This is a genomic window from Paenacidovorax caeni (assembly GCF_001298675.1).
Lineage (GTDB): Bacteria > Pseudomonadota > Gammaproteobacteria > Burkholderiales > Burkholderiaceae_C > Paenacidovorax > Paenacidovorax caeni.
On record NZ_CYIG01000033.1, the window covers coordinates 41,883 to 60,348 of the forward strand.

Genomic DNA, 18,466 nt, shown 5'->3' on the forward strand with positions numbered 1-18,466 from the left:
TTGCCATGATCACACCCCGCAGCGCGCTGAAGTTCGATCTGTTCGCCGAGGCCTCGCGCCAGCACAAGAGAGACGAGGTGGGCGATCCGCTGCAGGTGATCGCGCGGCACCCACCATCATCCAGAGCATCCTGGCCGGGCAGCAGCCCCGGTGTATGAGCCTTCTGTGGTTCCAGCGGAATCCGCTGCCGACCGACTGGTTGACGCAGCGGGAAGTAGTGGCGGGGTTCGACGCCTGACCGGGTTACGAGCCCTCGATCACCCGTGCCACATCACTGCGGCATTCGGCGCACTTGCCCACCAGCAGCAAGTCGCCACCCTTGATGGTGCCGCTGAAATTGGTGATCGTGGTTTCGTGACGGCACTGGCCGCACCAGACGTTGGACAGCAGCCGCTGGCGGATGTCGGCAGGGATGGACTCCCAGCGCAGGCGGGCGGGGTTGGTAAAGACCGGCAAGGATTCGACTGTCGGTAACGATACACCGGACTGCTGTTCGATAACAAGCAGGTCTGCCGCCTGGCAGGCACTGCGGAGAACGAAAGTCGACACAGGCACCCCTGCAACCTCTGCCGCGCGGCGCAGCAAGTTCCGCTGCTGGGGCGTCATCCGCAACGTGATGCGAATGCCGTCGCGGCGAGCCTCGTTTTTCTCCTGCATCGGAATCCCTTAGCCCTTATTCAGGCCATCACGATCTGAGTGTGCACCTCGACCTTGAGCGCACGCTTGATAGCAGCAAAGACTGCCGAGATGTTGCTCATGGTCGGGTTGCCCGATTGCGACAGCATCCGGTGCAGGCTCTTGGCAGGCTTGTGAATTTCCTCGGCCAGCGCCTCGAAGCCCACAGTGGCGTTGACGAGATCGCGCAGGATCAGCTTGGCCGATTCTGGTTCACCATTGACAAACAGGGTGATGGCCTCGTCCAGAAGCGCCTGCGCAAAGGCCGGATCGTTCTGCACGCGCGCGGCCACGGTCTCTTTGAAATCACGGGTCAGTGCCATGTTCACTTTCCTTGCTGGGTTGATGCCTTACGGCGCTTGTAGTCTTCCCACAGCGCCACCGCTTGGTCGATGTCCTGCTGTTGACGCTTCTTGGTGCCACCGCCGATCAGGATGATGATCTTCAGTCCGTCCTTGGCCAGGTAGATTCGCAGCCCCGGGCCCAGTCGATCTTGTATTCGCCGATGCTACGGAACCACTCGACGTTGGACAGGTTGCCTTGTTCCATCCGGTTGACGGCTACGCGCACCTTGGCGGCGGCGACGGCCTCCAGCGACCCGAACCACTCCGCGAAGGGGCTGTCGCCATCGTCCAGCAGGAGTTCTTTGATCTGGTAGCTCATGAGCCGAATGGTAACGTATAGGTTCCCATTGCGCCAGTGTGGCAGGTTTGACGGTTGACCGGTCGCCTTGGTTGACGATGAACCGCCGACCGTAAGTTGTTGATTTAGATAAACCTGCATCTGCGCTTACCCGCAGGCCAAACGGAGAACAGGGACGGCTCTGGCCGAGAAAGTGGCCGATTTCGGGCGTTTCGAGTGATGGTCACCCGCAGCACAGTTGGCCGGAACCCCGCGTGGCGCGGGGATCGCAGGCGAAAAAAAGGGCCCGGAGATCATCCGAGCCCTTGTGTATGGTGGTGGGGCAGCACCCCGCACCAAACGACTATTGAAAGTACGCGATACCGGCGTTCTGGCAAGTTGCGAAGCCCTGCGTACCAGTGCGAAAAGCGGGGGTTGACAGGCGAATTTGCGAACAATCAAGCAGGTTTTTCGGCCTGATTGGTCACCGGAAATCGCGTTCAACCTCGTCTGCATTCCAAGGCCAGTTCAGTTCCCAAACCGGAATCGAACTCGCGTCCGCATGGTGGTTCAGATCGAGGGTTCGGCGGCTGCGTCATTATCGGCTGCGGGATCGGTAAGCCGCCGAATCGTCAGGGCACAGCGTTGCTCAATCAAGGTATTGATTTGCTCAACCACGGCATTGCCAGCAAAGCTGTGGCCGGGGTCTGACTGGAGCTTGCGCGCCGTCGCAGGCAGTAACTTTGCCAACTCCAGAATGCGCCGTTTGGCCTGCGCCTTGGTAAAGCCGACGCCTTCGGCGAACTGTTCCCAGTGCCGCGCCTGGACTTCGGTGAACTTGTACTTGCTGCCGATTTTCATCGCCATCTTCTGCGTCAGTGTTGGATACACGGCCGTCGAGAGCGTGTCGTAAAACGGAGCCAGAACGGGGGCCTTGCCCGAGTACAGCAGAGAGAAATTCTTGGCATGCGCATCATGATTGCCGATCAGCGCATTGAAGATCACGTAGTCGAGTAGTCGCAGGACTTGCGGCGCGCTGGGGCGGGTTGCACTGCGCACCAGATCAAAACACTGCGCCAGATCCGGACCACCTTCATTCTGGTACTTCATTTCTGGCACCACGCCCAGTGCCTGGCAGAAGTCCTCTTGATGAAGGCGTTGTCGATGCCCATGTGCATTGATCAGTCGGTCGTAGCGCTCAACCAGCAGAAACGAGCGATCCAATACCTGGTGTACTTTCGATTTTGCGGGCTTGAGCTGCATGGCCTCAGCCAGTGCCATGCAGAATCCTTCGTTGATCACGCTGTCGTCGACGGCGTGGATAGCCGGTTTCAGGATGTGGGAGCTCGGCGTGCCGTTGAGGGGCAGCCCGATGCGCGCACCATCGAAAACCACTGGCAACTTGTCTTGGGCACCCGCCAAGGAAAGCCGCAAGCCGTCTTTGCCTGCGAGCATAGGTCGACGCGGCAATTCATCCAGGATGGCCACGACTTCCTCATCGCTCAGCCATTGAACGTCATCGCTGCGGGTCGGCACAGGCAAAGCCTGCCCGGGTTCAAGGAAGGTCACGGCCCCGGCGCATTCGCCGCCGATGTGGTCCAGCAGCGCAAAGTCGTTCTGGCCAGACACCTGAAACTGCTGCGCAATCAAGCGGCGCATCTGCCCTTCGGGTAGAAGACCAGCAAAGAAAGGACGCGTTTTACGATCGTCGAACGGCTCCGCTTGCAGGGGCAGCGAGGCTGACAAAGAAACGGCGTCTTTATGTAACAGCCAATCGGGTGCGTAGCAAAAACTCAGTCGGCCATCGACCAGCGCCAAGGTGCCGACACGCTCGGCGAAAAGCCAGACTTCCAGCTCATGCGCCATGGCCGTCATCCTCTCGTTGATCGTCGGAAGCAGCAGACGGCAATCCACTCAACTGAACCTCACCGCCTAGGGCATCAATGACCCGCAGCACGTTTTTCAGCCGCAACGTGGGCTTGCCGGCTTCAAGGTCGACAATGAAGCGCACACCCACCCCAGCCGCCAGCGCCAACTGGGGCTGCGTCAGCCCGAGCTGCTTGCGAGCGGCACGCAGCGCATCGCCGAGTTGTTGAGGTGATCGAATGGATGTCATTGCTTGCTCAGTTTCCCGTTCGGGAAATTATCAGCCGCAACCGGACTAAGTGCAAGCGATATTTCCCGATCGGGAATGTTAGGTGTGATTGGGGCGTGATTCGGCCTGCTATTTCCCGATCGGGAAACGGTAGCGATCTCGATTCCAAATTGACACCCATTTACACCGAATGTGACGCGGTTTTCAGAAATGCGCCACGACCTCTTCTTTGCGGCGAACGGATCAGCGCCAACTATCGCTTGGCTCACGCGCGGAACAGCGCCTTCATGGACTCCTGCCAACTCATACGGAAGGAATCCAAGGTGAACCTCACCCACTTCAACCAAAAGCAACTCTCTGAACTTTGGGGCGTCAGTCAAGCCACCTTCGAGCGGTGGAGGCATGAAGGAATCGGTCCCAAGTATTTCAAACTCAGCCCAGAGCTCAAGGCGCAGGTCCTGGCGCAGTGCCGAACGGACGGCGCTTCGATTGCGGCGGTACAGGTCGGGCTTCAGGACGCCTTCCTTGAGGTTGTCCAGCACGACATAACGGCACGAACCCCCGAAGTAGCGCCAGGCCTGCTCGTGCAACTCGGCCCAGACCTGCTGACTGGACTTCCACACCACGCGGCGGAAGCTGCGCCGCGAGTAGCGCAGCGTGGCCACGAATAGGCGGGGTTTACGCCAGCGCTCGGTGCCGGGCACCCGGGTGGGCGCGCCCTCGCCGTAGTCGACCTGCATCTCCTCGCCGGGGGCAAAGCTCAGGCGGTCGAACTGTTCGGGCTCCTTATGCCGAAGCCGCGCCACGAAACGTTTGACCGAGTTGTAGGCACCGTCAAAGCCGTGCTGGTCGACCAGGTCCTGGTAGATGGCGGTGGCGTTGCGGCCCAAGCGCAACTGGGTGTCGATGAAGGCGTGGTGGGGTTCGCACTTGGAGGTGACCAGCGGCAGCGACGCGGGCCTGGAAGTCGGTGGCCAGGGTGGAGCAGTTTGACTGGGCGGGTCGGTGGCCACCCCGGGGCAGTTTGTCGGATCGGCGGCCAAGCGCTGCTGGTAGGCCCGGATGGTGTGGCGCGAAATGCCGGTGATGCGTTCGATCTCGCGCTGGGTGGCGCCGCCCTTGAGCAGCGTCCAGATGGTGGTTTGCAGATGTGGCTTCAAGACGTTCACTCCGTTGCTCCCCTCGCTCAGAGGGGGTGGAAAGTAACGTCCTGCCTGTCGAGCCTCGCGGCGCCCGACGCACCGTGTTCAATGCGTCAGATCACCGTGGCCAGGGTGGAGCAGTTTGGGTGGCCATAAGTGGGGCACTTTGGGTGGCCGCCGGGGGGTGCTGGTGGCCAAGTACGCCGGCCACCAACCCCTGTACCGCCAGGAAGCGATCTTTGGGCGTGCCGGTCTGGCCATCCCGAGATCGACCCTGGCACAGTGGGTAGGCACCTGCGGGGTTCGGTTGCAGCCGCTGGTGGATGCGCTCAAGGCCAAGCTGCTCCAGCACCGCGTGCTGCACGCCGACGAGACGCCGGTGCAGATGCTCAAGCCCGGCAACGGCAAGACGCACCGGGCTTACCTCTGGGCCTACTCCCCGGGGGCGTTTGAGGACATGAAGGCCGTGGTCTACGACTTCTGCGAGTCGCGCGCCGGTGACCATGCGCGGGCCTTCCTGGGTGACTGGCGGGGCAGCCTGACCTGTGACGACTTCAGCGGCTACAAGGCGCTGATCGCCAGTGGCGTAACGGAGGTCGGCTGCCTGGCGCATGCACGGCGCAAGTTCTTCGACCTGCACGCGGCCAACAAAAGCCAGATCGCCGAGTTCGCGCTGCAGCAGTTTGCCAAGGTCTACGACATCGAGCGTGAGGTCAAAGGCACTCAGCGCCGACGAGCGCAAGGCCATGCGCCAGCGGCACACCCAGCCGGTGCTCGACGCGCTGCACCACTGGATGCTGCTGCAGCGCCAGAAGGTGCCCGAGGGATCGACGACGGCCAAGGCGCTGGACTACAGCCTGCGGCGCTGGGTGGCACTCACCCGGTTCGTCGATGACGGGCAGCTACCGATCGACAACAACTGGATCGAGAACCAGATCCGGCCCATTGCCATCGGTCGCAACAACTGGCTGTTTGCCGGCAGTCTGCGCGCCGGCCAGAGGGCGGCAGCCGTCATGAGCTTGATCCAGTCAGCGCGCATGAATGGGCATGACCCGTATGCCTACCTCAACGACGTCCTCACACGGCTACCCACGCACAAGGCCAACCAAATCGAGGAACTGCTGCCGCATCGCTGGCAACCCGACGCCATCTGATCGTCAGCCACGGCCGCCGACAGCTGTCAACATGGGTTCGCCGCGCGCATACGATTCAAACAGGGGCGCGGGCGAGCCATTGGCGGCCATCACCTTGAGGATTTTCGGAATACCCGTCGAGCGACCTTCCGTTAGGTCAAGTTCTTTCAGGAATTCACCGATACGCCGGTTACGGTAGCGGCGGCTGACAGCACGCCCCGCTTGAAAAGCCTCCAACCGGATCGACCGATCCGGGCCGGGGAAGCTCAAGATGACCAGCTCATCGTTACTGATACGTACCTCGATGGGCTCGTGCTCCTCGTAGGACCTGTGATAGACCACGTTGACCAAGGCCTCCTCGATGGCGGCGTAAGGGAAGTTCCAAACCCGCGTGGCTTCGGCGCGGTCGGGGTGCTTGATGACCGTCTCACGTAAGTAGTTACGCTGGATGTAGCTCAAGGTCTCGTGCGTCATCCGCGCCAGCGGGCCTTCAAAGGAGCTTATGAGCAATTGTGCGGGTTGCTGCGGGTCAAGCGCCCAACAGGCGGCGAGCGAGCACGGTTTGCATGTCACGGCGTCCATCAGCAATCAGGTAAATGATGACTTGGCTGCCTGTGACACGGTAGATCACGCGATACGGCTTGAAGAAGGTCTGGCGGTATTCTCTGATCCCAAGGCCGACAAGTTCCTTCGGATAGCTACCGCGCTCCGGGAATTTAGACAGACTCTCCACAATGTCCATCAACTTATCCAACACATAGTTGGCGTTGGCCACACAGTCGAATTCGGAGATGTAGTCGTGGATGGCCTCCAGGTCCTGCTCCGCACCCTCGGTGAGCAGGACTTCGAACTTGGCAGACGTACCAGTCATCAGACTGAGGCTCGCTTGGCGCGGAGGCGGGCAACGACGTCGGCCACGGGTTTGACCTTACCAGCGGCCACATCCTGATTGCCCAGCGCAAGGATTTTTAGCAAGGCCAGTGTTTCTTGCGTCTCCTCGAACGAGGCGACGTCCTGCAGGACAGCCTTGGCCTCACCGTTTTGGGTGATAACCATAGGTTCACGCTGCTCCGCGAGGTGCGTCAAAACCTCGGCAGCGTTGGCTTTGAGATAGCTGATGGGCTTGACTTGTGATGAGTAGCGCATGGCGGTGCTCCGAACTTGGATGGGACTGAATATAGTCCTTTTGTAGTCCGATGGCAAGGTGTGGAGATGGCCTCAGGCCCGGGAGAATTTGTCTTCATTCCTCAGGCACATCAGAACCCACCCTGTACCCCATCGCCCGGTAGCCACGCTGGCGCTTGTCCCACATCCGCAGCAGCGCCGGATGGCCGGTGTCGACGAAGTCGATGATCCGCACGTCAGTCTTGCTGGCGTGCTCGCGGTGCAGGCGCCCGGCGTACTGCTGCAACGTGCCCTTCCAAGACACCGGCATCGCGAGGACCAGGGTGTCGAGCGGCGGGTGATCGAATCCCTCGCCAACCAGCTTGCCGGTGGACAAAAGGACGCGCGGCGCGTCGGGCGGTAGTGCATCCAGGTCCGCGACCAGCGTCGCTCGTTGCTTCCTGGACATTCTTCCGTGCAAGACGAACGGGGCCGGTTGCAGGCTGTCGAGTTCCGTCTTGATGGCATCGAGGTGTTCTGTGCGTTCTGTCAGGACCAGTACCTTGCGTCCCTGCGCGACGGCATCGCGCACCTCGGCGGCAATGGCAGCTGTTCTGGCCGAATCGTTGGCGAGGCACCGGAAGACGTCCTGAATGCCAGCATCGGTCGGCACGTCGATCCGGCCGAAGCGTGAACGAGGCAGCACTTCCAGATCGCGCGGTGCCCCGGCTGGCTTGACGGCCGTGTATCGGATCGGTCCGCACTGCATGAAGATGATTGGCTGCTGCCCGTCGCGGCGAATCGGTGTCGCGGTCAGGCCCAGCACGTATTTCGCCTTGGTCCGCTTGAGGATCGCGTCGAAGGAGACTGCGCCGACGTGGTGGCACTCGTCGACGATCACCTGCCCATAGCCCTCGACCAGCGGGTTCACCTCACCCTGGCGGGACAGGGACTGCATCACGGCGATGTCGATCTTTCCAGTCGGTTTGGCCTTGCCGCCGCCGATGGTGCCGACCACGCCCTTGGCGACCCCTAGAAAGGCTTGCAGGCGCTCCTGCCATTGCTTGAGCAACTCCGTGCGATGCACCAGCACCAGGGTGTTGACGCCCCGCCGGGCGATCATCGCGGCGGCGGTGACCGTCTTGCCGAAGGCAGTTGGCGCGCAGAGGACGCCAGCATCGTGGGTGAGCAGTCCTGCAACAGCGGCTTCCTGATCGAGGCGCAGACTGCCGACGAAAGACACGTCCAGCGGCTGGCCGCCGAAGCGTTCGTCTCGCAGGTCACAGGCAATGCCGTTCTCTCGCAGCAAGGACAGCGCGGCATCCAGGCAACCGCGCGGCAGAGCGATGTGCTGGGGATAGCTCTCGGCGCATCCAATGACACGCGGCTTGTCCCACACCGACATCCGCATCGCCTGGGCCTTGTAGAACTCAGGGTTCTGGAACGCCGCCAGCCGTATCAGCCGGTTGGCCAGAGCCTGCGGCAACTCGGCCTTCTCGAAATAGATCAAATTGGCCAGCGTGACGGTCAGTGACTTCGGCATCGGACCGGCCAGTTTCTTGGCCGATGTGTTCTCGCGCTTCCAGGGCGTGGCCAGGTCCTCGTCGTCGATGAAGGTGACGTCCAGCGGATGGACGCCACCAGTGGCCCGGAGGAGGGTCGGCTCGATATCGTGCGCGGCCATCGGCTGGATGGACGCGAGGAACGCCCATTGATCAGGGTACGGTCGCAGATCGGCATCCACGAAGACGCTGCAGCCACTTTCGCGAGGCCACTTCTGCAGCGGCAAGGCGATCAGGTTGCCGAAGCCGCCTTTGGGCATCGTGTCTTGGTTTGGGAACAGCCTGTCGTAGGACTCCAGCTTCAGTTGCCTGGTGCGCGAACAGGTATGACTGATGACCGCCGTGCCCAAGCGGCGGGCATCACGCGCTGAAACCCGGCTGGCGAAAAACACCCATGCATGCGCGCCATTGCCGGACCGCGAGATTTCCAGCGCAGCCGGAACACCCAGCTCTTCGCAGGACTGCATGAACGCTAGCGCGTCGTCGCGCCAGTCGGCCTCATCGAAGTCGACAGCCAAAAAATAGCAGGTGTCATCCTCCAGCAGCGGATAGACGCCTACTGTGTGCTCGCCGGCCAGATGGTCGTAGATCACCGCATCGGACAGTGGGATCAGCAGGCGATTGCTGCAATCGCCGCATTTGATGCGCGGCTTTTCGCAGATACCGGCGCGCCACTCATTGGCGCAGGCTGGTGCGTAGCCCGACTTGCCTGAGGTCTTGCCTTCCCATCGAACTGGATAGACATCGGTGCGGCCTCGAAACAGACGGCGGAACAGCGCCACCTTTTCGGCAGTGGAAAGCCGCCGGGACGGTTCCGGCTCCCTCGCCACGACGATAGCTGATTGCGGCGCACGCCACTCAATGCCGTGGGATTCAAGAAGCGCGATCAGGCGGGCGTTTTCGGCCTGCAAAGTTGAGAGATCGGTCCGCTCAGTCATCGACCCCGTACTCGGAAAGCAACTCATCCATATCGTCGCCTACGCCGTAACCAAAGTTGTGGCTGATGTTTCGAACCACGCACAGACGTCCCCAGAGCGTGGATCGCGCCGCATCGGGTAATGCGGCAATCGCCTTCAAGGCCTGTTCGAACATTCGCACCAGTGCGTCGAAGTACCCCTCGTCCAGCAGGCCAATGTCGTTGCTGAACCCGGCTGCACGCTCACAGTAAAACACCATCAGTTCCGCAAGTCCGTCGGGTTGCCCGACAGCTTTCTTGTAATCCGAAATAGCCTTTTTCGCCTTGGCTACCGAGGTATCCTGGTTCTTGAACACGTCGGGCCAGAGCCAGCGGTCGATGGCGGCCTTGTAGGGCTTGAGCACATCTTCGCCGAGTCCGAAGCGGGCGTGCAGGAATGCCTGGTTGTCTTTACTGGCGGCGTACAGGTCTTGCACCAAACCCAGCAGACCGGCGCGATCGACATCAACCAGCTTGGTTTTAACGTCGCTCCAGGTGGGCGCACATTTCTTCGTGGCCATCTGCTTATTCCTCGTCGATGCCTGCCACCCCCAGGTTTTTCTGGCTGATGTGGTCACTGAGGATGGGCACGAGGGTCTGTACGTTGGCGTCAAAGCTGTGCCGCCACATCGCCTCCAACTTCTTCAACGCGTTTTCATTCCGGTAGATGCTGCCGTCCCAGTCGATCACCATCATCGCCACGTCACCGTCGTCGGCCAGCATACACAGCAAGGCGTCACCGGCGTCCTTGTCGAGCGAGGCCTTGAGCTCGTCCTCGTAGTCGGCCAACACTTCAACGTACAGATCGATGCTCAGTGGGCTTTGTCCAGACAGCGCAGACTGCAGATCGTCGGTGATTTTCTTCCTGTTGGTCATCGTCGACATTTTCGCTGCAAGGGTCCTGCTTGCCCGAAGCCGACCGAATGGGCCACCCAGTGGGAGGTCGTGATGGGGTTTGATACTTGACCGGTTGCCTTGGTTGACGATGAACCGCCGACCGTAAGTTGTTGATTTATATAAAACTGCATCTGCGCTTACCCGCAGGCCCAACGGAGAACAGAGACGGCTCTGGCCGAGAAAGTGGCCGATTTCAGGCGTTTCGGCAGCAGGCCGCCCGCAGCACAGGTGGCCGGAACCCCGCGTGGTGAGGGGATTTCAGGCAAGAAAAAGGGCCCGGAGATTTTCCGAGCCCTTGTGTATGGTGGGTGGCGGATGGCTGACCAGTTCAATTCCGTCTCTGTCACTTGAATAGCCATACAGCGGGCGTGAGCGGCAATGGGCGGGGTTGCCTCAAAGAACGGCCTCCAGCCCCTTGCGCTCGAGGATGTCCAGCAGCTTCTGCGACGGCCCGCTGGGACGCTTGTCACCCACCTCCCACTTACGGACAGTGGACGTGCTGGTGTTCAGCACGCTGGCCAGCACGGCCTGACTCAGATGCAGTCGCTCGCGCAGCGCCTTGACCTTCGTGGCGTCGTAGTCCTGCACCGGCTCCAGGCACAGCGCGTCGTATTTCTGCATCTTGCGCTTGTCGATGAATCCCAGGCGATGCAGATCGCCGGCCGTTTCGTGAACGGCTTCGAGGATGCGGCTCTTGGTCTTGGTGGTCATTTGCAAATCTCCTGCAAAGCGCCGTCGGCAACGGCTTCATCCAGTTGCGGGCCTGTTCGAGCCAGCAGGTCGGCAGCGATGGTCTGCAAGCCTTCGAGTTCCTCGTCGCTGACGTTCGCGCGCTCGTTCTTCTCGAAGCCGAACACGAAGAACCAGCAGTTGCCCTTGTTGGTGGCGACCAGCGTGCGCACGCCGCCACGTTTGCCGCGCCCGGCCAACCCGACGCGTTTCTTCACCACGCTGCCGCCGAGGTCAGCGTCGATCAGGCCAGCTGCCATCTCCTGAACGGCCTTGCACAGGACGGCATCGGTGAGCTCCGTCTTGCGCATCCATCGCTGGAAGTGGCGGGTTTTGAACACTCGCGTCATTGGGTTTATTGTGCCACCTAGTGGCATAGTATGTCTACCCGCCTCTTCCGGCACTCTGCCCAGCGGACATCACCCTTCGAGACTTCCTGCAGACGGCGTGGCCACCCGCAGCACAGGTGGCCGGAACCCCGCGCGGCGCGGGGATTTCAGGCAAGAAAAAGGGCCCGGAGATTATCCGAGCCCTTCAATTTGGTGGCGGAACACGGAACCGAACCCGCGCCCGTATATGACGTCCGTTAGCAAAGCATTGTTCTTGAGGGTGCCCACCTGTACCAGATGACCGTTTGGCATCGTGAAAACCCACGGTTGGGTCGGCGCAGGGTTGCCATAGTCCCAAAATGGGACTAAACTGCACCCAATGCGAGTGATTGCCGTGTCCACCCTTCGAGCCTTCTGGGAGCGCCATCCCGACGCTGAGCAGCCGCTGAAAGCTTGGTATGAGGAAGCAACGAATGCGAGTTGGAGCCATCCCGCCGACATCAAGGCGCAGTACCGCAGCGCCAGTGTGCTGAAGAACCGTCGCGTGGTCTTCAACATCAAAGGCAATGACTACCGGCTGATCGTGGCGATTGCATACAAGTTGCAGATCGTCTACGTGAAGTTCGTCGGCACCCACAAGGAGTACGAGGCCGTCGACGCAGAAACCGTTGAAATGGCCTGACCGGCCACGGAGGAAAACATGGACATCCGCCCCATCCACACCGAAGCAGACTACAAGGCCACGCTCAAAGAGATTTCGGCCTTGATGGAATCCGACCCTGATCCGGGCACGCCGGAGGGTGATCGCCTGGATATCCTGGCCACGCTGGTGCAAGCCTACGAGGCCAAGCACGTGCCCATCACCGCGCCTGATCCGGTGGAAGCCATCAAATTCCGGATGGATCAGAGCGGTCTGTCCGTCAAAGATCTTGAGCCGATCATCGGCAAAAGCAACCGCGTCTACGAAGTCCTCAGCCGCAAGCGCCCGCTGACGCTGGCCATGATCCGACGACTGCACAAGAGCCTGGGCATCCCGGCCGATGTGCTGATTGCGGAAACGGCCGCAGGGTGATCATCAAGCACTGTGCTTGGCTTCCACGGTGAACAGCGTTGTCATGGGGTCATCTGCTGAGGAGAAGAAGATGCACTACCCCGTGACTGCACGTCATCAAGCACGACCTGATGACAGCTGGCAGGTGTCTGTGCGGCAGCCGTCTCCACCGCATTGGTTAGTGATTCACCGGCCTCCGTCACCGCGCGCGCCATCCAGCCGGGTAAAACGGCTCGTGCCGCACGCATAGCAGCCCATTCCACCAGCGGCAGTTTGGTCTTCAATATTTCCAGTGCCGTCTCTGCCTGCTCAGGGCCCAGCGAGTACAAGGCACGGATCGCCATTCCGGCCGGACGTTTCCCAAGGACAAGCTGCCACCGATGGCCATGCTTGAGTTCGACAGATCGGTTGCCGAGCTGTAATTCGCGGGAGCGCCCCGACGTCAGAAACACTTCACGAATGGGCACCTGGGAGGTCAAACCGAGCGCGTTGGCCTCGGCGGCACCGTTGGCAACGATTACCTCACTGCTGGTTGACTCAATAGCCTTGATCACAGCATCGGTTGACGGTGGGCGTGCGCCAAACCGGCGAAGGCAGCAAGACCGAGCCGAATTACTTTCGTGAGAAAAAAGCGTCCGACCACCGGCAGGCGCACGACTCGACCTTGGTGGAAGGCATGGCGCGCGCCTTCTACTGGCAACACCTGCTGGACACCGGTGCGATGCAAAGCAGCGCCGCCATCGCTCGCGCCGAAAAACTCCACCACTCTGTGGTCAACGAACTGCTGCGCCTAACCCTATTGACCCCTGACATCATCGAGCAATTCATGGCGGGCAGGCAGCCGCGCCGGTTGACCTTGATGTGGTTCCAGCGCAACCGATTGATGGTCGACTGGTACGTATGTATGCGCGCGGCAGAGAACAGAGAGAGAAAAACGGCGGAACGCGCACCTGGAAATACCCCTTCGGGAGGGCGTGCTCAAGAGACCAAGGCCGGAAACCGTGCCAACACTGGGGGAACGGGCAAAAAAAACCAACCGAGAACGGTTGATTTTTTTTGGATAGCGGAGGCAATTCCGAATATGAATCACCGTCCGTCGCTTGTCGAAAACCGTCCGCAAGCCCCGAAATTCAAGCCGTTGCGCGAGCCCGGCGACCAGCGCCAGCCGGCTTGTGATCTGGGCCTGCATCCACGCCGAGATGCTCGATCACCACTGGCGGTCGGTTGGGAAACTGGGCCACGAGCTCCAGCTTGCCGCCCATGCTTTCCACGTAGTGGCGCAGGGTAGACAGCAGCATGTCGCTACGCTTTTCCAGGCGAGAAATGGTGTCCTGACCCACGCCCAGCGTGGTGGCCAGTTGCTCCTGCGTTTGCTGAGCTGCCAGGCGCAGATCTTTGAGGGTGGCCAGTTCCATGGCGCGCGCTTCCACCCGCTGCTGGCGTGCTTTGGGCAGCGCAGCCATGACGTCATCGAGTTTTCTTGCCATGATGGTTCTCCTTGCTCTGCTGGGCCAAACTACCCACGTGTTCGTCGTAGCGCTCATCGGCGACTTGGATCAAGCGTTTGTAAAACCTGCGCTGATCGGCGCCGCCTTTGTCGCCCCCAACCAGCAGGATGGCCTGTCGTTGGGGATCAAATGCGAATGCCACCCGCCAGACCTGACCGTTCCACGAGAAGCGCAACTCCTTCATATTGGTGTGGCGCGACCCTTTGAGCGTATCGACCGTGGGGCGTCCCAGGTTCGAACCGAATTCGGCCAACAACCGGGCGTGCGCCAGCAGTTCGTCCTGCAGATCTTCTTTCAGGTCGCTGAACTCCGTGTCAAAGGCGTCATGAAAGAGAACGGTCCAAGTCATGCGAGCAATTATGTTTTTAATACCATATGGAGTCAAATCCATGTTTTGACCCTTTGCTGACTGCTACTCCCATGATCTGGAATGATGCTGTTCATGGAGGATGACGCAACGGGCGCGTCGCACAGGGACGCCCAATCAAGGCCGCGATCTTCTGGACTTCCCTCTGGCAGGGCGATTGTTTTGGCATGACGGACGGGCGTTCAGCTGCATCGAATCTTCGTCGCGCAAAGGCAAACGCTATCGCTACTACTGTGGTCAAGTGCATCTGGTTTCTGCACTTGCACATTTATTTATCACATATACAACGTATTTCAGCTTCAATAGCGATAAAATTCTGTGTAAATGAATGCGAGCTGCACCCTTCAGCTGTTCGCCAACGGCGCTTGGTGCGATGTGGGCAGCGTAAGCCTGCTGGGCCCTGAAGCACAAGGCTGGCGCAGCAAGACGTATACCGGCTACTCGGTGGAGTGGGCCATCGAGCACGGCGGAGCGCGAGACGCTCATGCCTTTGCCTGTCGTTTCCCAGTGGGGCTCCAAGCGTTCGAGCATCCGCACTGGCCCGTTTTCCTTATCGATATGTTGCCGCAGGGCTTTGGGCGAGAAGAGCTTCTGCGCAGACTGGGGCTATCTGTAACGGCAGGGGAGAGCGTGGACTGGCGGCTGCTGCTCGCGGGCGCGGGCAACTCGGTAGGAAACCTGCGCGTGAAGGAGGCCGCGAGCTGGCTAGCCGCGAATGCGGGTCCGCTACGGGGCTTCACGGACGATGAGGTGGCCGAACGGGGAGACGACTTCGCTGAGTTCCTGGCCTCGCACGGCCTGTTCGTGGCCGGCTCTTCTGGGGTACAGGGCGAGTGGCCCAAGATTTTGCTCACGAGAGCAGAGGATGGGCTGCTGTACCTGGACCACACGCTTCCTGATGCGCGGGCGCGGGAGCACTACATCGTCAAGTTCGGGCGGGGCAGCAACGAGGCTCTTGCGTCCATTCTGCGGCATGAAGCCCCTTATATGGCGTTGGCTCGAATGCTGGGGCTTCGCGTGCATGCAGACCTCGTACTGCTCAAGCGGGCGCTTTTCATCCCCCGGTTCGACCGCCAAGTGACGGGCGGGGGTGTTCTTCGCCTGGGACAAGAGAGTATTGCGACGTTGACGGGCAACCCTGGCTTCGATGCGGTGCCCAGCCACGACGAAGTGTGCCGACATCTGCTGCGGCAATGCACCCACCCCCTTGCAGAAGTGCTTGAGTACATCAAGCGGGATGTGGCCAACCTGGCTCTGGGGAATAAAGACAACCACGCACGAAACACCGCAGTCCAGCGCGACTTCAGTGGCGGTATCCGCCTGACACCTCTCTACGACTTCGCGCCGATGTACCTCCACCCTGATGGAATCGCCCGTCGCATCCGATGGGAGGGCAATGACAGCGGCGCTCCGGACTGGAACAGGGTCATCGACAAGGTGTGTGAGATGGCGCAGACCCTGAGGGATGAGAGGCGGATGCCTTCTGCGCAGAAAAAAGCGTTGCGCGAGGTGTGCCGACCGGCATTGGTTGAAGGTTTGCGCTCGATGGCTGAGCCTCTGAGAAAGATTGCAGCCCACGGCACTGACTTCGGCTTGGAATCGGCGGTGCACGCTCACCTCAGGCTCGGAATCGAGGCGCAAGCCCAGCGATTGACCGCGCTGAACTGAACTGGACGCCGACATGGACAAGCGATACGCAACCTTGACCCTGCCTCAGCAGCTGGAACTGCGCAAGAAGGCTATCAGCGACGTGCTGGCGAATCCTCAATGGAGCCTGGCACAGGCCGTGCGCCATCTGAAGAAGACGATGCATCTCACCACTGCAGAACTGGCTCAGTTGGCGGGAATATCGTTTCGCACGCTGCAAGACATTGAGCGCGAGAAAAGCGAGGGAACGGTCCAGACAATGAACCGGGTCTTCGGCGTTCTGGGGCTCAAGCTCGGGGTAGTCCGCGTGTCGCACGACGACGAGTTTCGTGCCGTGTCGGCCCCCGAGTCCGCGCATGAAGCCTGAGATTCTCCTGTGAGGAGCGCTACTTCTCAGCGCACTGGATTGGCGGGGGGATTACTTTCGAGTTCGTCGCGTATTCGGAAGAAATTCTGGGCCGAGAAGGCCCCATGCACCTTCAATCAATCAAATATCCTTCGTTACGGCTTTACCGTGACAATGGAACACCGCCGTACAACTTCAATCGCATCCTCAAACCCCCGCAGCCACCATTCGAGCATGGAGCTGTCGATTACTGATGCCGTGATTTCCAGCCGCCCGTCATTGAGTTCGACCACTTGTTGATCGCTCGACAGTGGGGATTCCAGCAAATGAAAGCCAGCATTACGTTCGATGCGGAACGTCAATTGCACTTTTTCGCCCTCGCCGAAGCCGAAACGCCCATCGTCGTCATACTTCTTGAGGTCAAATTCTTTGGGCCTATCTGTCGAACGTCAGCGTCGACATCTCGGCTGACAAGATTCGGTGCAGCGCCAAGCTTCGCTCGTTGTCATAGCCACGGTATCGGCAAACGAGATAGAGGCGTGGCCCCTGCTGGGCCAAGCCCAGTGGCATAACTTCCACCTTGCCTCGCTTCCCTCCCGAATTCCGGTAGTCGAGATGAAGCCAGCGGTTGCTGTACAACGACTCACTGACAATTTCGAATACGCCGGGAACAATCTTTGGCGGCAACAGCGGCTGGCTGGTAGCCACGACACGTACCTTGCCTGGCCACTCACGCTCCAGGCGCGCACTGCTATCCGGACCTAGGGAAATCCTGCAAAACCTCCCCCGCTGTTTGGTAGGTGTCAGCAGGCCGTGGCATCGTCTCACCGCATGAAGCAAAGCAGCCTTGATCTGAACCTGAGCACCAAACAAAGTAAGCGGCTGGCGAACCCATCTTGAATGAGATGTTGAGGCTGAGCAAGATCGTGTGCACGCAACATTGGCGTGGACACGATGCTCAAAGACCCTCAGACCCCGCGCTATGCGCAGCGGCGTACGCACCGCACCTACACCCCGCAGTTCAAGGCCGAGCTGGTGGCTGCCTGCCGACAGCCAGGCGCATCGGTCGCGGCGGTGGCCCTGCAACATGGCATGAACGCCAACGTGCTACACCGCTGGCTCAAGGAATGGGCGCAGGGACTTCACCGTCTTGAAGTTGGCGTCAGCACTGCGGTCGTTGCTTCCCTCCCCCCGGCCTTTATCCCCATCGACCTGAGCGCAGTACCGCCGGCATCTGCTGGTGAGCAACCATCCGCGTCCTTGCCAGCGCCAGCGGACGGCATCCGCATCGAATGCCAGCGCCCCGGCATGTCCGTGACCGTGCACTGGCCCTTATCCGCTGCGACCGAGTGTGCCCAGATGCTGCGCGAATTAATGCGGTGATCCGCACATGATCAGGATTGACGTGGCCTGGCTGGCCACCGCACCGCTGGACATGCGCGCAGGCACCGACACCGCCCTGGCGCGGGTGATCGCCACCTTCGGCGCGGCCCAGCCGCACCATGCCTACGTCTTTGCCAACCAGAGAGCCAACCGCCTGAAGGTCCTGGTGCACGACGGCGTGGGGCTGTGGCTGGCCGCGCGCCGGCTGCACCAGGGCAAGTTTGTCTGGGCACCTGCGGGCAGCCCGAACGTGGCGTTGGAACACGCCCAGCTCAACGCCCTGGTGCTGGGCCTGCCCTGGCTGCGTGTGGGATCGCAAGGTGCCATCACCGTGGTCTGAATCGTCGGCGTAAGGGCGTGGCCGTGGCAATCGGGAGATGCGTCAATGGCTGGACCCAGGGTGAGCGGACACACTGCCAGTCATGGTGATCGACGAGCAAGCCCTAGGTGAACTGAACGCAGAGCAACTGCGTGAAGTGACCCAGCGCCTGCTGGTCGAGCTGCGTCACCAGCGCGCGCTCAACGAGAAGCTCACCTATGAGTGCGCGCTGCTCAAGCGGCTGAAGTTCGCCGCCCAATCCGAGCGGCACAGCGCCGATCAGAGAAGCCTGCTGGAAGAAGAACTCGACAGCGATCTGGCTGCCGTCCACCAGGAGATCGAGCAGTTGCGACCGGCTCAACCTGCCACCGACAAACAGCAGCCCAAGCGCACGCCGCTGCCGGCGAAACTGCCCAGGCGCGAGATCCACCACGAACCCCAATCCACCATCTGCAGCACGCCCGGTTGTGGCTGCCAATTGAAGCGCATCGGCGAGGACGTGGCCGAGAAGCTGGACTACGTGCCGGGCGTCTTCACCGTGGAGCGCCACATCCGTGGCAAGTGGGCGTGCGCGAAGTGCCAGACCATCACCCAGGCACCGGT

Annotated in this window: 26 protein-coding genes and 3 pseudogenes; 10 read left to right on the plus strand and 19 right to left on the minus strand. The window is 60.8% G+C overall.

The features are described from left to right. Positions 1-5: 5 nt before the first annotated feature. Positions 6-158 (plus strand): hypothetical protein, encoded by a 153-nt coding sequence (locus tag BN2503_RS20125; protein ID WP_199445261.1) that lies wholly within the window; start codon positions 6-8, stop codon positions 156-158. 85 nt (positions 159-243) lie between these two features. On the opposite strand, the gene BN2503_RS20540 is transcribed toward BN2503_RS20125, so the two are convergent. The 6 genes and pseudogenes from BN2503_RS20540 to istA all read right to left on the minus strand — a co-directional run. Beyond that, positions 244-657, minus strand: coding sequence for a type II toxin-antitoxin system TacA family antitoxin (locus tag BN2503_RS20540; protein WP_158447364.1), 414 nt, complete (start codon positions 655-657; stop codon positions 244-246). Positions 658-677: 20 nt separating this feature from the next. Beyond that, positions 678-998 (minus strand): helix-turn-helix domain-containing transcriptional regulator, encoded by a 321-nt coding sequence (locus BN2503_RS13705; RefSeq protein ID WP_024539477.1) that lies wholly within the window; start codon positions 996-998, stop codon positions 678-680. A 121-nt stretch (positions 999-1,119) separates the two neighbouring features. Next, on the minus strand, positions 1,120-1,338 hold the full coding sequence (locus BN2503_RS21000) for a hypothetical protein (protein WP_233495081.1): 219 nt from the start codon (positions 1,336-1,338) through the stop codon (positions 1,120-1,122). 528 nt (positions 1,339-1,866) lie between these two features. Beyond that, positions 1,867-3,162: a type II toxin-antitoxin system HipA family toxin gene (locus BN2503_RS13715; RefSeq protein ID WP_054257244.1), complete on the minus strand. Its 1,296-nt coding sequence runs from the start codon at positions 3,160-3,162 to the stop codon at positions 1,867-1,869. After that, complete coding sequence (locus tag BN2503_RS13720) at positions 3,152-3,412, minus strand: helix-turn-helix transcriptional regulator (protein WP_054257222.1); 261 nt, start codon at positions 3,410-3,412, stop codon at positions 3,152-3,154. Before BN2503_RS13720 ends, BN2503_RS13715 begins: the two co-directional genes overlap by 11 nt. 446 nt (positions 3,413-3,858) lie before the next feature. Beyond that, a pseudogene (gene istA / locus BN2503_RS21450) lies at positions 3,859-4,560 on the minus strand (IS21 family transposase); the annotation flags it as partial. Positions 4,561-4,696: 136 nt separating this feature from the next. Between istA and tnpC the strand changes: the two are divergent. Continuing rightward, positions 4,697-5,687 (plus strand): annotated as a pseudogene (gene tnpC, locus BN2503_RS13730) (IS66 family transposase); the annotation flags it as partial. A gap of 3 nt (positions 5,688-5,690) precedes the next feature. On the opposite strand, the gene BN2503_RS13740 reads toward tnpC, so the two are convergent. The 8 genes from BN2503_RS13740 to BN2503_RS13775 form a co-directional block, all read right to left on the minus strand. Next, positions 5,691-6,140, minus strand: coding sequence for an ATP-binding protein (locus tag BN2503_RS13740; protein WP_054257225.1), 450 nt, complete (start codon positions 6,138-6,140; stop codon positions 5,691-5,693). Positions 6,141-6,195: 55 nt separating this feature from the next. Next, positions 6,196-6,537, minus strand: a complete 342-nt coding sequence (locus BN2503_RS13745; protein ID WP_054257226.1) for a type II toxin-antitoxin system RelE/ParE family toxin — start codon at positions 6,535-6,537, stop codon at positions 6,196-6,198. Then, a complete protein-coding gene (locus BN2503_RS13750; protein WP_054257227.1) occupies positions 6,537-6,812 on the minus strand; it encodes a type II toxin-antitoxin system Phd/YefM family antitoxin in 276 nt (91 codons plus the stop codon). Before BN2503_RS13750 ends, BN2503_RS13745 begins: the two co-directional genes overlap by 1 nt. 94 nt (positions 6,813-6,906) lie before the next feature. Beyond that, the gene (locus BN2503_RS13755) at positions 6,907-9,270 is read right to left on the minus strand and encodes a TOTE conflict system archaeo-eukaryotic primase domain-containing protein (protein ID WP_054257228.1); all 2,364 of its coding nucleotides are present in this window, start codon (positions 9,268-9,270) and stop codon (positions 6,907-6,909) included. Continuing rightward, the gene (locus BN2503_RS13760) at positions 9,263-9,808 is read right to left on the minus strand and encodes a hypothetical protein (protein WP_054257229.1); all 546 of its coding nucleotides are present in this window, start codon (positions 9,806-9,808) and stop codon (positions 9,263-9,265) included. Before BN2503_RS13760 ends, BN2503_RS13755 begins: the two co-directional genes overlap by 8 nt. Before the next feature lie 4 nt (positions 9,809-9,812). Then, on the minus strand, positions 9,813-10,172 hold the full coding sequence (locus tag BN2503_RS13765; RefSeq protein WP_139235442.1) for a hypothetical protein: 360 nt from the start codon (positions 10,170-10,172) through the stop codon (positions 9,813-9,815). A gap of 405 nt (positions 10,173-10,577) precedes the next feature. After that, positions 10,578-10,895 (minus strand): helix-turn-helix domain-containing protein, encoded by a 318-nt coding sequence (locus BN2503_RS13770; protein WP_054257231.1) that lies wholly within the window; start codon positions 10,893-10,895, stop codon positions 10,578-10,580. Beyond that, positions 10,892-11,263 carry a type II toxin-antitoxin system RelE/ParE family toxin gene (locus BN2503_RS13775; protein WP_054257232.1) on the minus strand — a complete coding sequence of 124 codons (372 nt, stop codon included), beginning with the start codon at positions 11,261-11,263 and terminating at the stop codon, positions 10,892-10,894. Before BN2503_RS13775 ends, BN2503_RS13770 begins: the two co-directional genes overlap by 4 nt. 358 nt (positions 11,264-11,621) lie before the next feature. Between BN2503_RS13775 and BN2503_RS13780 the strand changes: the two genes are divergently transcribed. Then, complete coding sequence (locus BN2503_RS13780) at positions 11,622-11,924, plus strand: type II toxin-antitoxin system HigB family toxin (protein WP_054257233.1); 303 nt, start codon at positions 11,622-11,624, stop codon at positions 11,922-11,924. A gap of 18 nt (positions 11,925-11,942) precedes the next feature. Further along, on the plus strand, positions 11,943-12,314 hold the full coding sequence (locus tag BN2503_RS13785; protein WP_054257234.1) for a helix-turn-helix domain-containing protein: 372 nt from the start codon (positions 11,943-11,945) through the stop codon (positions 12,312-12,314). 41 nt (positions 12,315-12,355) lie between these two features. Here BN2503_RS13785 and BN2503_RS19495 read toward each other — a convergent pair whose 3' ends face one another. Next, positions 12,356-12,847 carry a DUF6088 family protein gene (locus tag BN2503_RS19495; RefSeq protein ID WP_199445258.1) on the minus strand — a complete coding sequence of 164 codons (492 nt, stop codon included), beginning with the start codon at positions 12,845-12,847 and terminating at the stop codon, positions 12,356-12,358. Between the two features lie 20 nt (positions 12,848-12,867). Here BN2503_RS19495 and BN2503_RS21005 point away from each other — a divergent pair. Continuing rightward, a pseudogene (locus BN2503_RS21005) lies at positions 12,868-13,188 on the plus strand (hypothetical protein); the annotation flags it as partial. A 235-nt stretch (positions 13,189-13,423) separates the two neighbouring features. Here the strand turns inward: BN2503_RS21005 and BN2503_RS13790 are convergent. Together BN2503_RS13790 and BN2503_RS13795 are read right to left on the minus strand one after the other, a co-directional pair. Continuing rightward, complete coding sequence (locus BN2503_RS13790) at positions 13,424-13,780, minus strand: helix-turn-helix domain-containing protein (RefSeq protein WP_082366607.1); 357 nt, start codon at positions 13,778-13,780, stop codon at positions 13,424-13,426. Further along, complete coding sequence (locus BN2503_RS13795; RefSeq protein ID WP_054257236.1) at positions 13,761-14,150, minus strand: type II toxin-antitoxin system RelE/ParE family toxin; 390 nt, start codon at positions 14,148-14,150, stop codon at positions 13,761-13,763. Before BN2503_RS13795 ends, BN2503_RS13790 begins: the two co-directional genes overlap by 20 nt. 342 nt (positions 14,151-14,492) lie before the next feature. Between BN2503_RS13795 and BN2503_RS13800 the strand changes: the two genes are divergently transcribed. Together BN2503_RS13800 and BN2503_RS13805 are read left to right on the plus strand one after the other, a co-directional pair. Then, positions 14,493-15,836, plus strand: a complete 1,344-nt coding sequence (locus BN2503_RS13800) for a type II toxin-antitoxin system HipA family toxin (RefSeq protein WP_054257237.1) — start codon at positions 14,493-14,495, stop codon at positions 15,834-15,836. A 13-nt stretch (positions 15,837-15,849) separates the two neighbouring features. Next, a complete protein-coding gene (locus BN2503_RS13805; RefSeq protein ID WP_054257238.1) occupies positions 15,850-16,182 on the plus strand; it encodes a helix-turn-helix domain-containing protein in 333 nt (110 codons plus the stop codon). 134 nt (positions 16,183-16,316) lie between these two features. Here BN2503_RS13805 and BN2503_RS21010 read toward each other — a convergent pair whose 3' ends face one another. Then, positions 16,317-16,529, minus strand: coding sequence for a WCX domain-containing protein (locus BN2503_RS21010; RefSeq protein WP_074930280.1), 213 nt, complete (start codon positions 16,527-16,529; stop codon positions 16,317-16,319). Between the two features lie 67 nt (positions 16,530-16,596). Then, entirely contained in the window at positions 16,597-17,163 is a 567-nt protein-coding gene (locus BN2503_RS21015; RefSeq protein ID WP_233495082.1) for a helix-turn-helix transcriptional regulator, read from the minus strand. Here BN2503_RS21015 and tnpA point away from each other — a divergent pair. The 3 genes from tnpA to BN2503_RS13820 form a co-directional block, all read left to right on the plus strand. Next, positions 17,116-17,544, plus strand: coding sequence for an IS66-like element accessory protein TnpA (gene tnpA, locus BN2503_RS13810; RefSeq protein ID WP_054257245.1), 429 nt, complete (start codon positions 17,116-17,118; stop codon positions 17,542-17,544). The genes BN2503_RS21015 and tnpA overlap by 48 nt on opposite strands. 7 nt (positions 17,545-17,551) lie before the next feature. After that, positions 17,552-17,884 (plus strand): IS66 family insertion sequence element accessory protein TnpB, encoded by a 333-nt coding sequence (gene tnpB / locus BN2503_RS13815; RefSeq protein WP_054257239.1) that lies wholly within the window; start codon positions 17,552-17,554, stop codon positions 17,882-17,884. A gap of 82 nt (positions 17,885-17,966) precedes the next feature. Continuing rightward, positions 17,967-18,466: IS66 family transposase zinc-finger binding domain-containing protein (locus BN2503_RS13820; RefSeq protein ID WP_199445259.1), on the plus strand; the 500-nt coding region annotated here is incomplete at its 3' end.

What these genes read in the sequence shown, in the direction of transcription:
- BN2503_RS20125 (WP_199445261.1), top strand. Translation starts at nt 6, where the DNA reads ATGATCACACCCCGCAGCGCGCTGAAGTTCGATCTGTTCGCCGAGGCC.
- BN2503_RS20540 (WP_158447364.1), bottom strand. Translation starts at nt 657, where the DNA reads ATGCAGGAGAAAAACGAGGCTCGCCGCGACGGCATTCGCATCACGTTG.
- BN2503_RS13705 (WP_024539477.1), bottom strand. Translation starts at nt 998, where the DNA reads ATGGCACTGACCCGTGATTTCAAAGAGACCGTGGCCGCGCGCGTGCAG.
- BN2503_RS21000 (WP_233495081.1), bottom strand. Translation starts at nt 1,338, where the DNA reads ATGAGCTACCAGATCAAAGAACTCCTGCTGGACGATGGCGACAGCCCC.
- BN2503_RS13715 (WP_054257244.1), bottom strand. Translation starts at nt 3,162, where the DNA reads ATGGCGCATGAGCTGGAAGTCTGGCTTTTCGCCGAGCGTGTCGGCACC.
- BN2503_RS13720 (WP_054257222.1), bottom strand. Translation starts at nt 3,412, where the DNA reads ATGACATCCATTCGATCACCTCAACAACTCGGCGATGCGCTGCGTGCC.
- BN2503_RS13740 (WP_054257225.1), bottom strand. Translation starts at nt 6,140, where the DNA reads ATGACGCACGAGACCTTGAGCTACATCCAGCGTAACTACTTACGTGAG.
- BN2503_RS13745 (WP_054257226.1), bottom strand. Translation starts at nt 6,537, where the DNA reads ATGACTGGTACGTCTGCCAAGTTCGAAGTCCTGCTCACCGAGGGTGCG.
- BN2503_RS13750 (WP_054257227.1), bottom strand. Translation starts at nt 6,812, where the DNA reads ATGCGCTACTCATCACAAGTCAAGCCCATCAGCTATCTCAAAGCCAAC.
- BN2503_RS13755 (WP_054257228.1), bottom strand. Translation starts at nt 9,270, where the DNA reads ATGACTGAGCGGACCGATCTCTCAACTTTGCAGGCCGAAAACGCCCGC.
- BN2503_RS13760 (WP_054257229.1), bottom strand. Translation starts at nt 9,808, where the DNA reads ATGGCCACGAAGAAATGTGCGCCCACCTGGAGCGACGTTAAAACCAAG.
- BN2503_RS13765 (WP_139235442.1), bottom strand. Translation starts at nt 10,172, where the DNA reads ATGTCGACGATGACCAACAGGAAGAAAATCACCGACGATCTGCAGTCT.
- BN2503_RS13770 (WP_054257231.1), bottom strand. Translation starts at nt 10,895, where the DNA reads ATGACCACCAAGACCAAGAGCCGCATCCTCGAAGCCGTTCACGAAACG.
- BN2503_RS13775 (WP_054257232.1), bottom strand. Translation starts at nt 11,263, where the DNA reads ATGACGCGAGTGTTCAAAACCCGCCACTTCCAGCGATGGATGCGCAAG.
- BN2503_RS13780 (WP_054257233.1), top strand. Translation starts at nt 11,622, where the DNA reads ATGCGAGTGATTGCCGTGTCCACCCTTCGAGCCTTCTGGGAGCGCCAT.
- BN2503_RS13785 (WP_054257234.1), top strand. Translation starts at nt 11,943, where the DNA reads ATGGACATCCGCCCCATCCACACCGAAGCAGACTACAAGGCCACGCTC.
- BN2503_RS13790 (WP_082366607.1), bottom strand. Translation starts at nt 13,780, where the DNA reads ATGGCAAGAAAACTCGATGACGTCATGGCTGCGCTGCCCAAAGCACGC.
- BN2503_RS13795 (WP_054257236.1), bottom strand. Translation starts at nt 14,150, where the DNA reads ATGACTTGGACCGTTCTCTTTCATGACGCCTTTGACACGGAGTTCAGC.
- BN2503_RS13800 (WP_054257237.1), top strand. Translation starts at nt 14,493, where the DNA reads ATGAATGCGAGCTGCACCCTTCAGCTGTTCGCCAACGGCGCTTGGTGC.
- BN2503_RS13805 (WP_054257238.1), top strand. Translation starts at nt 15,850, where the DNA reads ATGGACAAGCGATACGCAACCTTGACCCTGCCTCAGCAGCTGGAACTG.
- tnpA (WP_054257245.1), top strand. Translation starts at nt 17,116, where the DNA reads ATGCTCAAAGACCCTCAGACCCCGCGCTATGCGCAGCGGCGTACGCAC.
- tnpB (WP_054257239.1), top strand. Translation starts at nt 17,552, where the DNA reads ATGATCAGGATTGACGTGGCCTGGCTGGCCACCGCACCGCTGGACATG.